The organism is Haloechinothrix sp. LS1_15, from assembly GCF_033042135.1.
In the GTDB taxonomy this organism is placed as follows: Bacteria; Actinomycetota; Actinomycetes; order Mycobacteriales; family Pseudonocardiaceae; genus Haloechinothrix.
The window spans coordinates 212,622-225,854 of sequence record NZ_WBXM01000001.1; the positions used below are offsets into that span (position 1 = coordinate 212,622).

General features: G+C 68.9%; 7 protein-coding genes. 2 read left to right on the top strand and 5 right to left on the bottom strand.

All coding sequences use genetic code 11. The features are described 5' to 3' along the window. Window positions 1–4 precede the first annotated feature (4 nt). A complete protein-coding gene (locus F8178_RS01025; protein ID WP_317492663.1) occupies window positions 5–2,440 on the top strand; it encodes an ATP-grasp fold amidoligase family protein in 2,436 nt (811 codons plus the stop codon). 1 nt (window position 2,441) lies between these two features. Further along, window positions 2,442–3,641 (top strand): ATP-grasp fold amidoligase family protein, encoded by a 1,200-nt coding sequence (locus tag F8178_RS01030; RefSeq protein ID WP_317492664.1) that lies wholly within the window; start codon window positions 2,442–2,444, stop codon window positions 3,639–3,641. A gap of 24 nt (window positions 3,642–3,665) precedes the next feature. On the opposite strand, the gene F8178_RS01035 is transcribed toward F8178_RS01030, so the two are convergent. The 5 genes from F8178_RS01035 to F8178_RS01055 form a co-directional block, all read right to left on the bottom strand. Then, entirely contained in the window at window positions 3,666–5,891 is a 2,226-nt protein-coding gene (locus F8178_RS01035; RefSeq protein ID WP_317492665.1) for a CapA family protein, read from the bottom strand. 81 nt (window positions 5,892–5,972) lie between these two features. Continuing rightward, window positions 5,973–7,946 carry an acetate--CoA ligase family protein gene (locus F8178_RS01040; RefSeq protein ID WP_317492666.1) on the bottom strand — a complete coding sequence of 658 codons (1,974 nt, stop codon included), beginning with the start codon at window positions 7,944–7,946 and terminating at the stop codon, window positions 5,973–5,975. Further along, entirely contained in the window at window positions 7,939–8,067 is a 129-nt protein-coding gene (locus F8178_RS01045; protein WP_317492667.1) for a hypothetical protein, read from the bottom strand. The genes F8178_RS01040 and F8178_RS01045 overlap by 8 nt, the downstream gene beginning before the upstream one ends. Window positions 8,068–8,096: 29 nt before the next feature. Further along, a complete protein-coding gene (locus tag F8178_RS01050; protein ID WP_317492668.1) occupies window positions 8,097–10,418 on the bottom strand; it encodes an ATP-grasp fold amidoligase family protein in 2,322 nt (773 codons plus the stop codon). Between the two features lie 387 nt (window positions 10,419–10,805). After that, complete coding sequence (locus tag F8178_RS01055) at window positions 10,806–13,094, bottom strand: CapA family protein (protein WP_317492669.1); 2,289 nt, start codon at window positions 13,092–13,094, stop codon at window positions 10,806–10,808. Between the last annotated feature and the right edge of the window lie 139 nt (window positions 13,095–13,233).

Consider the following 13,233-nt stretch of genomic DNA (forward strand, 5'->3'; position numbering starts at 1 on the left):
AAAAATGAGCGCCCTTCGTTCGCTGCGGCTGCGACCTGCGCGCCGCCTCCGTGACCGGCTGACACAGCGCCGCTTCCGGAGCGGCGACGAACTGCGGCTCGTGCGCGTCGAAGCGCAACATTACCGATTCCCGGCGGCTCGCGCATCGGGAGCGACCGGAGAGAACGGCGAGGCGAGTCATAATTTCCTCGTGCGGGTGACCGCCCGCCGTGGTGAGCACACTTTCGTGGGAATCGGTGAATGCCAGCCGCGGCAGGGAACGACCGGTGACGGGGACCGGGCGGCCAACACCGCCTGGGGCGTCTTCCAGTCACTGGCCAGGCGGCTGCACGACCGCGTACTGCCTGCCACCGGCCGCGAGGAGGCACTCGACGCGGTCCGGCAGGCGATGACCGAGTTCCGCGAGCTCGTGGCGAGCTACACCGCGCCCGGACACGAGGGGCCGCCGTTCCGTGGCACGCTGTTCGGCATCGAGGTCGCGCTGCTCGATGTCGTCGCGCAATCGCTGCAACTGCGGATCAGTGACCTGCTCGGTGGTGCCCGGGAGGAGCTCGAGGTCAGTGCGGCTCCGCTCGCGCCGGAGCTGGAAGCCGGTGAGCTGGCCCGGCGTGTGGCGCGGCAGCGTCGGTTCCCGGTGACACGACTGCGGGCCAGCGGCGAGCTCGACGCGGACTGGCGCCGGCTGGAAGTCGCCGCAGCGGCGAACCGGGACGCCGGGTGGGACAAGCCCCTCTGGCTGGACCTGGATGGCGCGCATGCGGGCGAGACCGCCACGAGGTTTGTCGAGGGGGTAGCTACGCGTATGCGGTCCGACGCGCTGTCGTCGACCGTCCTGCTCGGTGGCCTCCTGCCCGCCGAGCGGGTGGACGAGCTCGCCCACGTGCAGCGGCTGGCCGACGACGCCTGCCGGGACGCGGGCATGGACCTGCGCATCCTGCTGGACGGCGCGGCCACCACCCCCGACGACCTGCGCGAGGCGTGTGCGCAGGGCACATGCCGGGCGCTGTCGATCCAGCCAGCCAGGGTGGGCGGCGTGCTGGCCGCGTGGGAACTCGCCCATGCCGCGATCACCGCGGGCAGCGACGTTCACGTGGTGTTGGACGGTGTGCGTGGCAGCAGCGATGTGACCGTGTGGGCGCTACACAACCTCGCCAGGGCACTTCCCAGGCTGGACTACCTGGCTGTCGCGCCGCCGACCGCCGCGAAGGTCCGCACCACCGACCCCGCTGCGACCTACGCCGGGCGCGAGACCAGCCGGATAGCCCCGCAGCAGAGAACGGGACTCGGGGCCGGATCGCTGCCGGACGCCGTCGAGCCGCATGTCGAGCGGCGGTTCGACTCGGCGAACGACCGGCGCCACAGTGCCACCGGAGCCGTCAGCGCTGTCTGGGACGACATCGACATCGACGCGCTGCGGGCGAGCAAGGAATCCGTGGACAGGCAGATCCACGACGCGCTCAAGCGCACGCTGTACCGCAAGGCCATGCGGCAGGCGGACGCGGAGTACCGGGCGAAGATCAGGGAACTGCTCGCGCTCGCCGAGCCCCGGCACATGACCCACCTGATGGCCAGGGAGCTGGAGAACAACGATCTGTCGTTGCACTCGGGGCTGTCGTTCACGGCGTTGATGTTTGAGCAGTCGGAAGCACGCCGCCTCGGGGCGTTCCGACCGGGCTGGCTGCTGGACAACAAGACGAACGCCTACGCGTTCGTCGACGAGCTGGGTGTACGCAGGCCGGCGTCCGACCTCCGCACCTACCGGTTCACCGAGCTCGAACAAGCAAGTCCGATCGTCATCAAACCGGTCAAGGGCACGGGCTCACGAGGGGCCTATGCGGTGACGGCGCCCGACCGGATCCGTCACCTCTACGACGGGACGGAGCTGTCCTCGTGGGAGGAAATGGTCGAGCACGCCAACCACCTGATGTCGCCGAAACGGACCCGCAAACTGGCCGACCGGTGGATGGTCGAGGAGCTGATCCTGGAGGACAGCGCCGCGCAGCGGCTCGCGACGGACGTGAAGTTCTACGCCTGCTACGGCGAGATCGTCCTGATCAGGGAGTCGCGAAGGCTGGCTGACGGCAAGCAGGCGGTGCGGTTCTGGACCGCCGACGGTGACGAGCCCGATGTCGGTATCGACGAGGAACCGCTGCCGGAGGCGCGTGGCGCCACCCAGGAACAGCTGGCGTGGATCGCCGCTATCAGCAGGGAGATCCCGGTGCCGTTCATGCGTATCGATATGCTGCGTGGGGAGGACGGTCTGGTGTTCGGCGAGTTCACCCCCCGTCCCGGCGGCTTCGAGCAGTTGAACTCGACCTGGGACCGAATCTTCGCCGAAGGCTGGATCCGTGCCGAGGGACGGATCGTTGAAGACGTACTGGCTGGCAAGGACTTCAGCGCCTTCGCCAAGGCAACCGGAACCAGCGCGGGAGATGGATAGCATGCGACGGCTACCGGATCGCGACACCCTCCGCTCCGCGCTCGGGCTCGGCGGTGGGAAAGCGCTGCTGCGACGCCTACGCCGTACCAGCCGCGAGCATCCGAGTACGCCGGAACCCGCGGACGCCTCGACCCAGCGGGCAAGCGCAGATATCGAGTCGCTGCGCAACACCAAGGAATCCGTGGACGCGTTGATCACCGACGAGCTGAGCCGGTGGGTGAAGCCCCGCGCGTTGCGTGACAATGGTGACGAGTACCGGCGCCAGGTCGAGGCGCTGCTCGATGCCGCGGAACCGGGGCACCTTACCCATCCCATGGTGCGCTGTCTGGAACGCAACGACCTCTCGCTCCGGTCGGGCCTGTCGTTCCGGGCCCTGATGGTGGCCCAGTCGGAGGCGCGCAGGGCGGGCACTTTCCGCGCGGGCTGGCTGCTGGACAACAAGACGAACGCCTACGCGTTCGTGGACGAGCTCGGCGTGCGGCGCCCGAAGACGGACCGCGCGGTGCACCGGATCGGGGAGCTGGAGCCGGTGAGTCCCGTGGTCATCAAGCCTGTCCGGTCGACGGGGTCACGGGGTACATACCTGGTGTTCGGCCTGGACAGTATCCGGCATCTGCGGGACGGCACGGAGTTCTCCTCGTGGCAGCAGATGCTGGAACACGCGCGCGAGCTGATGTCCCCGGCAGCGACGGTGAACCCGCTGACCGATCGCTGGATGGTCGAGGAGATGATCCTTGAGGACACCGCGGCGCAGCGACCGGCGCGGGACGTGAAGTTCTACACCTTTTACGGCGAGATCCTCCTGATCAGCGAGTCCCGCAGGATGCCGGACGGGAGTCAGGAAGTCCGCTTCTGGGACTCCCACGGCGAGCCCACCTTCACGGGCAGTGAGCGCCACCATTTCTTCGCCGGTGCCGACGGCGTGCCGAAACACGAGCACGAGCTGGTGCGCGAGATCAGCACGGAGATCCCGGCACCGTTTATGCGTATCGACATGTTGCGCGGCGAGGACGGTCTGGTGTTCGGCGAGTTCACCCCGCGCCCCGGGAATTTCGAGCAGCTGAACAGCACCTGGGACCGGGCATTCGGCGAGGCATGGGTCCGCGCCGAGGGAAACATCATCGCCGACGTGCTCGGCGGCAAGAGCTTCGTCACCTTCGCCAAAGCCACCGGAACGGACCGGCCACGGCCGGTGCGGTGAAGCGTCGCACGGTCGGCCCTGCGCTTACGGCGCTTCCGTGCGCAGCAGCATGTCGACAATGTCTCCCGCGGTATCGCGTGGTTTACCGCACCACGGGTAGTGATGCCCGGAGACCCCGTTACCGACGTTGATCTCCAGAATCCCGTGGTTGCCGTGCCTGGCGGGCTCACCGTGGTCGCTGATGAACACGTCCACGCCGCACACCCGCACGCCGTCGACGGCGGCGACGGCTCGGGTCACGATCTCTCGGTAGGTGGGGTGGACGTCGTCGGTCCTGTCGACGAAATCCGCTCCTCTATGGAGGTTGGACGTGCTCGCGAGGTACACGGTCTGCCCGGCTGCGGGAACCGCCTCCGGGTTCCAGCCCCCGGCGGCGAGGTGGTTGAGCTGTTCCGTGCCGAGCTTCGCCGGATAGAGGCGGTGCATCGGGTTGCTGTCCCGCGCGCGGTTCTTCTCCTCGACGAGCTCGCTGATGCTGCTCGTGCCGTCGCCGAGCACGTTCATCGGCACCCCGACACCGACCGCCGAGATCTCACCGTCGACGCAGGTGAACCGGAAGACGTCGCCGGTGAGGCCCTCCTGCGCCAACACCGCGCTCGAGGTGGCGGCGACGGCATCGAAGGCCTCGCCGAACTCCTCGCGCGTCCGCAGTCCCGTATGAACATCACGGCCGAGCTTGCCCACCACGGGTTTGACGCAGAAGCCGTGCTCGAAGGTGGCGCGGAGGCTGTCGAAGTACAGCAGCGCCTCGCGCCGCTGGTCGGGCCGGAAGGTCATCCCCTCCGGAACCGACAGGCCCTGCGCCCGCAGTATCGAGGCCATTAGGTCCTTCCTCCCGACCACACGGGTGGCGCCCCTGTTGATGGAGCGCCGTGCGGTGCCGTCCTCCCGCGCGAGGTAGATCCGCGCACCGCTGCTGATGTACGGCTGGTCGTTGATGCGGAACCACATCACCGGCCGTGTCTTGCCCGCGACCCTCGCGGTTCCGTGCGTGTAGGGGATGTCGCGGGTCGCCAGTGCCTCGGCGATGCATTCGTGGGTGCTTCCTGGGCCGAAGTCCTTCGACAGGCGCGGCGGCGTCGCAGGTGCGGGTCTGTTGGCGCCGCCCCCCGCGCCCGCGGTGGTTGCAGGCGACCGAAGGCGCTGCCGGACGGGCCGGAGGAACCTGCCCGAGCGAGAGGGACCCGCACCCGATCGGGAAGGTAACCGCACGAGGTGAGCGTTGTCCGGGTCGGCGCGCCGGATGTGCCAGCCGTGCGCGTCCCGCCGCACCAGGTGGTCCCCGGCGAACGCGACCGGATCCGCAGAGCGACCGGCCAGGAGCCGCAGCACGTGCTCGGCCTCCGTCCCGGTCACCGGCCGTGGTCGCCTGCCGGTCGCCGTGTCCTCCACGATCACCGGGTACAGGCGGCGGTCGACGCCCCACCCGCTCGGCCTCACGTGCCACGTCACCCTGGTGACGAGGCTATACGGCGGGGCGCGCCGGGGCGGGGGCTTCGCTGCGGGATGCGGCAGTAGGGCACCTGCCGAGAAGATCACCGCACGATGCCCGTCGCCGGACACCTCCTGCAGCATGTGTGGTCCGTGGCCGATCACCAGGTCGGCACCGGCGGACAGCGCCTGGTCGGCGGTGCGGTGCGCGGTCTCGGTTGACCACCCGTATGCCCGACCCCAGTGAGGGTAGAGCACGGTGAACGCGTCCGGATCCTCGTTGCGTAACGCGCCGATGCGCGCGGCGGCGCCGCGGGCCGACAGCGGGTGCACTCCCCACCTGCCCGCGGTGGCGAAGGTGCCTACACCATCACCCGGCTCCGCGGTGGGTTCGAGCGCCCCGAGTACGTGCAGGTTGCGCTCGGTGCTGTCGAGGGCGATCCGGCGGGTCAGGGGTGCGGCGGCGGTACCGGCGTCCGGCCCAGCACCGAAATGGGCGATACCGGCTTCCGAGAGCCTCGTGGCGGTCGCGGCGAGCGGATCGGGCCCGTAGTCCATGGCGTGATCGTTGGCCAGGTTCACCGCGTCCACACCGAGCTGTCGCAGCTGGGAGATCGTGGATTCCGGTTCGTTCCACAGACCGTGCCGGTCGGGCTGTCCCGCCGGGCGGGTAGGCGAGGCGGCCAGCACTCCCTCGAGATTGGCTACGAGCAGGTCCGCTCCGTCGAGCAGTGGCGTCAGGATGTCGATGTTCTGTCGCGTACCGGCCTGCTCACCGAACGCGACATCGCCGACGAAAACAGCAGTGTAGCTGGCCATGCGTGATTCCCCCATGAATCGTGACGCTTGATCGGTAGTGACTGTGTGGCGCTAGCGACGCCGGGTCCAGGCCACGGACGTTCACCCGCCTTTCGGGGCCCCCGCCGCGCCGGTTCCGCCATTGGCCCGGCCGAGGATACGTCGGGGACGGGACCGCATGATCGCGGCGGCTAGGTCGTCGTAGACGTCGAAGGCGTGCCCCGCGGTGGGGAAGGCGAACGGGGCCAGCGGCGGATCGGTATCCACCGTCGACACCGCCCACGTCGGGCCTAGCTCGGTGTGTCGCCAGGCGAACGAGACGGCGACCAGTGGCGGATGACCGAGCAACGCGACCACGGCGCGTGCCCGCCGCACCAGCGCACGGTCGAGCCTGCCCCGGTGCCCGACCGTGGCGCCCTCCTCGTCGATCGGCGTGGTCGCGGTGGTGTCAGCCAGTTGTGTCAGCGATGCCCGTACCTCGCCGTCGATCAGCAGCAGGCGCCAGGTGTGCTGCCGGGAATCCGGTCGCTGGCGAGCGCGGTCGGTATCACGGGCCGCGTCGCCCTGCTCGGTGATGGGGACCTCGGCATGCTGGAGCAAGCACTCCAGGGCAGGCCGGTCGCTGCCGAGGCGGGCGGCGAACACCGAACGCCCGCTGCGTTCCAGGACCACGGCGTGGTCGGCGAGCTTGCCGTGGATCAGCGTTGCCGCCACGCGCGCATCGCGCAGGCCGTGCCGCTGTAGAGCGCGGGCCAGGTAGTCGCGGTCGAGTTGTCGCGGGGGTAACTCGCGGAGTTCCTCCGGTCGCGGCAGTGGCACGTTCGCCTGCTGGCTCGTCGCAGGCATGCGCGTGGGCAGTGCCTGCCACGCGCCGCGCAGTCGCCCGGCGACCATGGCCCGTAGGCCGCGTCGCCCTGCGCTCTTCGTGCCCGACCCCGCGGTGGGCAGCTGGCCTGACCCGCTGCCGAAATAGCCGTCGATCTCCAGCTCGGCGGCGGGCACGGGGGTGCCGTAGAGCGGGAACTCGTGCATCGGCATGTCGTTGTTGCAGTTGACCTCGCACACCACGCAGCGCTGCTGCCCGGGTGCCGCGTCGAACCGCTCGGCGAGGATGTCCACGCCGCAGTGGTGGGCGCTGGGAAAGCATGCCGCCGCGCGTTCGGCGAGGCGGAGCAGTTCGGGGTGCACATCGCCGGTGACGGCGATGCCGTCTCCCCCCGAGGAGAGGTTCGCCTTGTAGTGCAGGAACACCCGCCTGCCTGCCTCGGGCACGCTGCCGGGGGTGAGGCCGCGCTCGGCCAGTCTGCCCATCGCGACGTCGTCGAGGACGATCGGAGAGTGCCGCAGGTACGGGTTGGCGTACCGGAACTCGTTCTTACGCTCCACCAGCTCGGTGATGCTCGCCTCGCCGTCGCCGGTGACGTGGGCGGGTACGCGCAACATCGCGGCGACGGCACGCCCGGCGATCACCATGATCCGCAGGTCGATCGAGGGGATGCTCTCCTCGACGAGGTAGCGCCGGTTGCGTGCCCGCGCCTCGCGCGCCGCATCGGCCACCTCGCTGTCGCTTCGGACGTCCACAGTGATGCCCTTGCCCCCGGAACCGGTCAACGGCTTGATCACCACTGGCCCGCCGATCCGGCGCGCGGCGCGCTTGGCGGCGTTGGCCGACCGCACGACCTGCCCGTCGGCGACAGGCAGTCCGTTGCTGGCCAGGACGCGCTTGGTGAGCTCCTTGTCGTTGCTGACCAGGCGGTCCAGCGAGGTCAATGTCTGGCACATGTTCTTGAGGAAGCCGAGGGAACGGGTGTCGCTGCTGATGATTTGCAGCAGCGACGACAGCCGAGTGACCTGGAGGCCACGGTCGCGCGCGGCTTCCGCCAGGAGCGTGGCATCGAGGGCCCGCCGCTCGGGCTCGTCGTGCTCGTAGCGGTAGGTCCGGGGCGGCAAACTCGGCAGGCTCCGCAATGCCGCGTCGATCAACCGCTCGAACCGGTCGGTCGAGGACCCCTCGACGGCGTCCGTCGCGGCCTCGCCGCGCGCACCCGCTTGGCCAGGTGCCGGTTCGTCAGTCATTGAGCACGTCCGGGAATGTCGGCAGGCCGCAGAGCCGCCTGCGGAGGGTTGCCAGGTTTTCCGGTTTCAGGGTACGGCCGGGCGCGATACGGGACCGGCGCGCGGCTGCTCCGGTGGTCACGCGGTGCTCCGGGTTGCAGCTATCGAGGATCAGCCACCGGCCTCGGTGAATACGGCCAGCTCGCGCTGTGCCGTGCCCGTCGCCTTGGCGAACGTGGCGAAATCCTTACCAGCCAGCACGTCGGCGATGATGCGTCCCTCGGCTTTGACCCAAGCTTCACCGAACGCCCGGTCCCAATGAGCGGAGTACTCGTCGAAGTACCCCGGACGCGGGGTGAACTCGCCGTACACGAGCTCGTTCTCGCCGCGGAGCATGTCGATCCGCATAAAGGGTGTCGGAATCTGGGTACTGATCGCGGCGGCGGTCTCGAGCTGTTGCGCGGTCGGACCGACCGCATCGGCGAGGGGCTTGTCCTCGTGGCGGCCGGTGGACACCGGCTCGCCCTGCGGGTTCCAGTAACGGACCGCGAAACCGCTTTCCCTGCGTGACTCCTGGATCAGCAGGATCTCCCCGTAGAACGCGTAGAACTTCAGATCCGCCGCTGGTCGCATGGATTCGCTGTCCTCGATGACCAGCTCTTCGACCATCCACCGGTCCGGCAAAGTGCGCCGGCTGCGGTCGGACATCAGCCATGTGGCGTGCTCGGCCATCTCGTCCCATGACGAGAATTCCTTGTTGTCGCGCATGTGCACTATGCGGTCAGTGCTGAACACGAGGTACACGCCTTGCGCGCCGGTTGAGCGTACCGGCTTGATGGCGATCGGGTGTCGGACCTCGATGTCCTCGAAGTGGTAAACCGTCTGGTCGCAGTAAGGGCGGCGTAAGCCGAGCTCGTCGGCGAAGCGGTAGGCGCTCAGCTTGTCGTCGAGCAGCCAGCCCGGTCGGAAGGCGCGCAGTTCCTTGGCTTGCGATTGCTCGATCATCTGCGCGTGGAACGACACGCCGGAGCGAAGCGGGATCCTGTATCGTTCGAGCTCCCGCGCCATCATGTGGGTCACGTGGTGCGGCTCGGCGTGTTCCAGTATCTCTGCCACGCGCTGGTGGTGCTCGTCGCCTCGGTCCCGCATCGCAGCGCGGTGCAGGTTCTGTTTGAGTCCCGTGGTGATGAGCGCGTCGAGGGACTCCTTAGCCCGTTCGATCGCTTCGACCCGGCGTTCGTGTGGAGTGCGCGGGGATTCTGGTGCCGCCGAGTCGTAGCTACGCAGTACGTACGGCTCGACCTGCTCCAGCACCAGCCGGGTGCCCAGGCCGTTGCCTTTCTGGGGCGCGATGATGTTGCTACCGCGTTCCCGGTATCTCGTCAGCGGGCGAGTGATGCGCTGCTCGACGTTGGACGGTGGAACCGAGGTCAGGTAGTCGACGCGTGGCAGTGCCCTGGCCAGATTGTGCAGGGCGAAGGCGGTCACGTCGCTGGTGCCGAGCATCCCGCCGATGCAGATGTGGATATCGGGATCGGCGCGTACCGCTGCGCGGGCCAGGTCGAGGCTGGCCAGCAGCCCACCCGCCTTGGGGGCCTTGATGTTCAACGCCCGGCAGCCGCCGTGCTTGTTGAGCTCTGCGAGATCGTCCGCGTCCCACATGCCCTCGTCCGGCATGATGCGCAGGTCGAGTTCGCCGGTAGTGCCCGCGACGGCCCGCACCATGGTGTCCGCGTGGCGTTGCAGCTCGGCCAGCCGGGTGAACTCGGCCTTCGGCAGGATGCCTTCCAGCACCACCGAGCGGGTGAGGCGGCCGTCGCTCATGCGCTCGACGAGACCGTCGATGAACCTGACGGCGTCCTCGACGGTGAGCGCCTCGTTGATGTCCATCCACAGGGGCTTGTCGCGCTCGACCGAGCGGTTCGCGCGCGTCACGGTTTCCAGGAGGTTCCAGTCGCGTTCGAGGTCCCCGAGGCCCTTGACCCTGGTCATCGGGTACCGCTCCTGCCTGATCACCGCGGCGGGTATGTCCGTGGCTTCCGAGGAGATGGTGGAGATGCTGATACCGATGTCGTCGCGCTGCTTGCCGAGCAGCTCCGCGATGGATAGCGCGAGCGTCCTCGCCACGGTGTCGAGCAGTGCCACCTCGATCCCCAGCAGCGTGCCCCGGAACGGCCGGGGACCGTGCTCGCTTGTGCCGTGGCTGGCGGCCAGCTTCTCGAGCTCGCCCATCACCGTACGGACCTCGCGTGCCGCCTCATCGGCGCTGCCGAAGCGCAGCCTCCTGTGGTGCAGGTGTGAGCAGGCGGCCCGCAGGAACTCCCACGCGGTGTCGCCTTTCCGGTCGCCGTCACCGGTCAGCTTGTGGCGCGGTTGGCACTCGCCGATGCCGGTGATCGACCGGTCCGAGCTCCTGGCGGAGATCAGGACGAGGAAGTTGTTGCCTGCGGTGGCCACCCCCCTTGCCGTGCCGTAGGCCCGCTTGAGCGGCATGCGGTAATGATGTGCTTCCACTCGTTCGACGATCACTTGGTGCGGTGCCGGCTCGCGGCGCGCGCGCCGCATCACTCGCCGGGCCCGCCTGGTGACCCGATGTGCGATTGGCCCCATGCTCGTTCGTCCTCGCTCCCGCGCCGCGGTACCGGGGCGCCGGTCTTCGTGGGGCAGGCCGCGTGCGACGACTGCGCGGAGCGCCGGGCGTATTCGACCCCCAACGCCCCGAGGTGGCACGGCCTCGACCCGCTGTGCTTCGAGCGCCGAGCATAGCCGATCGCTGTCCGATGTGCGTGGTTCTGGGCATCGTCAGGGATTACGGTTGTGTTGAGTTTTCGTGATCATTGTCCGGTGCTGACCCCGGTATCCCGTCACCGCGCCTGGCGGTCAGCGCCGCATGGCCTCGACCGTCCGCTCCTCCTCGTGATCCGCCGGACCGAGGCTCAACAGCAGGTCGATGATCTCGCCAGCCACGTCGCGGCTGCTTCCCGACCAGGGGAAATGGTGCCCGCGGATGCCGGGTGCGCGGTTCAACTCGATGATCCCGTGGTTATCCCGCGCCGCGGGCTGCCGATGGTCGCGGATGATGACGTCGGCGCCGCACACCAGCATTCCCGGCACTGATGCGACCGCGCGCTCCACCTCAGCGAGGTGGCTGGGGTGCACCTCGCCGGTGCAGTCGACGATGTCGGCGCCCTGGTGCAAGTTCGAGGTGCCGGACAGGTAGACCATCTCCCCGGCAGGTGGCACCGACTCCGGCGTCAGCTCGACACGCCGGAGCCGATCCAGCTCGCGTTTCCCGAGCGTGAGCGGGTACCTGGCATGCACGGGGTTGCCTCGCCGCTCGGCGTTCTTCGCCTCGACCAGCTCGGTGATCGTGCTCGTACCGTCTCCCAGGACGTTCATGGGGATACCCACGCGAACCGCGGCGACCCTGCCGCCGATCCATAGGAACCGGTACACCTCGCCCGGCAGCATTTCCTGCACGACCACCTCGTCGTTGCCAGCGAGTATGGCGTCGAGAGCCGCCTCGAACTCGAAGGCGGTATGGATTCCGGTGTGCACGTCACGGCCGTGACGCCCGTGCACGGGTTTGAGGCAGAAGCCGTGCGCGAACTCGGTGCTGTGCCCGGCGAAGTAGGCTCGCGCCCGGTCCCGGTTCGCGCGGTCGAAGATCTCTCCCCTCGGTACGCGGAACGAGTTCTCGCGCAGGTGCTTCGTGATCCGGTCCTTGCGGTCGAACGCCCGCGCGGCGCCCTTCTCGAGCGGTCGCAGCACCGTGCCGTCCTCGCGCACCAGGTAGATCATCGCTACCGCGACGGCGTAGTGCACGCCGTTGATGGTGAAGCGGAGCGCGGTACGCCGATGATCGCCACGGGAGATGATGCCGCTGGTGTAGTCGATACCCCTGGCTTCGAGCGCCGCGGCGTACAGATCATCGGTGCCCCCGTAGCGCAAGCCCCGTGAAGTGATTGCCGGACCGATGGTGCCGTGCCCGTTCCGCTGCCCGGGGCCGGAATCCTGGGTGGTGCCGGTCGTGGCGACCCGCCGTGCGACAGCGGGCGCGAGCCGAGCGCGCCACCGCCCCGCCAGCGCGGGGCGTGACACGGGGGCGAAGCGTGGGCTGATCGGCCGCACCTGTAGCAGGTGCCAACCGCGGGCGTCGACGTCGAGCGCGAACCGGCGACTGAACGACCGCGCCCCGCCGGATCGCTTGGCCAGCAGCCGGAACACGGAATAGGCCTCTGAACGCGTGACCGGCCGGGACTGGCCAGCGGCGCCGGTCACGATGGGGTACAGCCGCAGCGATGCCTGCCAGTCCCCGTCGGATACGCGCAGCCGGACCCGGGCTACGAGGCTGTACGGCGCGGCGTCGCCACCCGCCCCGTCGCCGTCGACGGCATCGAGGAAGGTTCCGGCGGAGAACACGGTCGAACCGTGTTCGGTGTGGTGAACTTCCTGGAGCATGCGCGCACCGTGCCCCACGATCAGGTCGGCGCCCGCTGCGAGGAAGCGGGGTGCGGTGCGCCGCATCAGGTCGGAAGCCCACGTGTAGGGCTGACCCCAATGCGGGTACAGGATGATCAGTGCGGCTGGGTCCACGGCGCGCAGCCGGGTGAGCTGGTCGATGATGCCCTGCGTGGCAAGCGGATGGATCCCCCACGCCTCCTCGGACGCGAACACCTGTCTTCGTTCCCGCAGCCTCGCCGAGTTCTTGAGCGCGCCGAGCAGGTACACGTTCTTGGTGTGACCGGCGAGGTGGACACGGTGCACCAGCGGCTGCGCGGCGTGCTCGGCGCCGTCGCCCGCACCGAACGGCTGGACGCCTGCCTCGCGGAGATACTCGGCGGTACCCGCGAGAGCGTCGCGGCCGTACCCCATGGTGTGGGTGTTGGCCAGGCTCACCGCATCCACGCCGAGCCGCTGGAGCGTCACAACTGTGTGCTCGGGTGCGTCCCGGGTGAACTGGTCGTGCGGGTCGTGTGGCGGGCTGGTCGATTCGTCGGCCAGTACCGTACGCAGGTTGCCGACGACGAAGTCGTCGTCACCGATCAGCCGCGCGACACCGTCGGCGGACGGCAGTCCGCCGGATCCGCCGTCGTGCCCGCACCCCTCACCGAAGGACATGTCCCCGGTGAGTACGAGGTCGCACTCGTCCATACTTCCCGCAATCACTCACACATCGTTACTGGTACATCGCCCCCACGCAGCTCGGGCTGATGCCAGCGATCCGTTCATCCCGGATGCGCAGTTTCCCCCGGCTGCGCTCCCGGGCGTCTTCGGCACGCATGCCCGATGTCGGCGAAGATGTCCT

Coding starts and splice junctions, on each gene's coding strand:
- F8178_RS01030 (WP_317492664.1), top strand. CDS start 2,442: ATGCGACGGCTACCGGATCGCGACACCCTCCGCTCCGCGCTCGGGCTC.
- F8178_RS01035 (WP_317492665.1), bottom strand. CDS start 5,891: ATGGCCAGCTACACTGCTGTTTTCGTCGGCGATGTCGCGTTCGGTGAG.
- F8178_RS01050 (WP_317492668.1), bottom strand. CDS start 10,418: ATGCCGCTCAAGCGGGCCTACGGCACGGCAAGGGGGGTGGCCACCGCA.
- F8178_RS01040 (WP_317492666.1), bottom strand. CDS start 7,946: ATGACTGACGAACCGGCACCTGGCCAAGCGGGTGCGCGCGGCGAGGCC.
- F8178_RS01025 (WP_317492663.1), top strand. CDS start 5: ATGAGCGCCCTTCGTTCGCTGCGGCTGCGACCTGCGCGCCGCCTCCGT.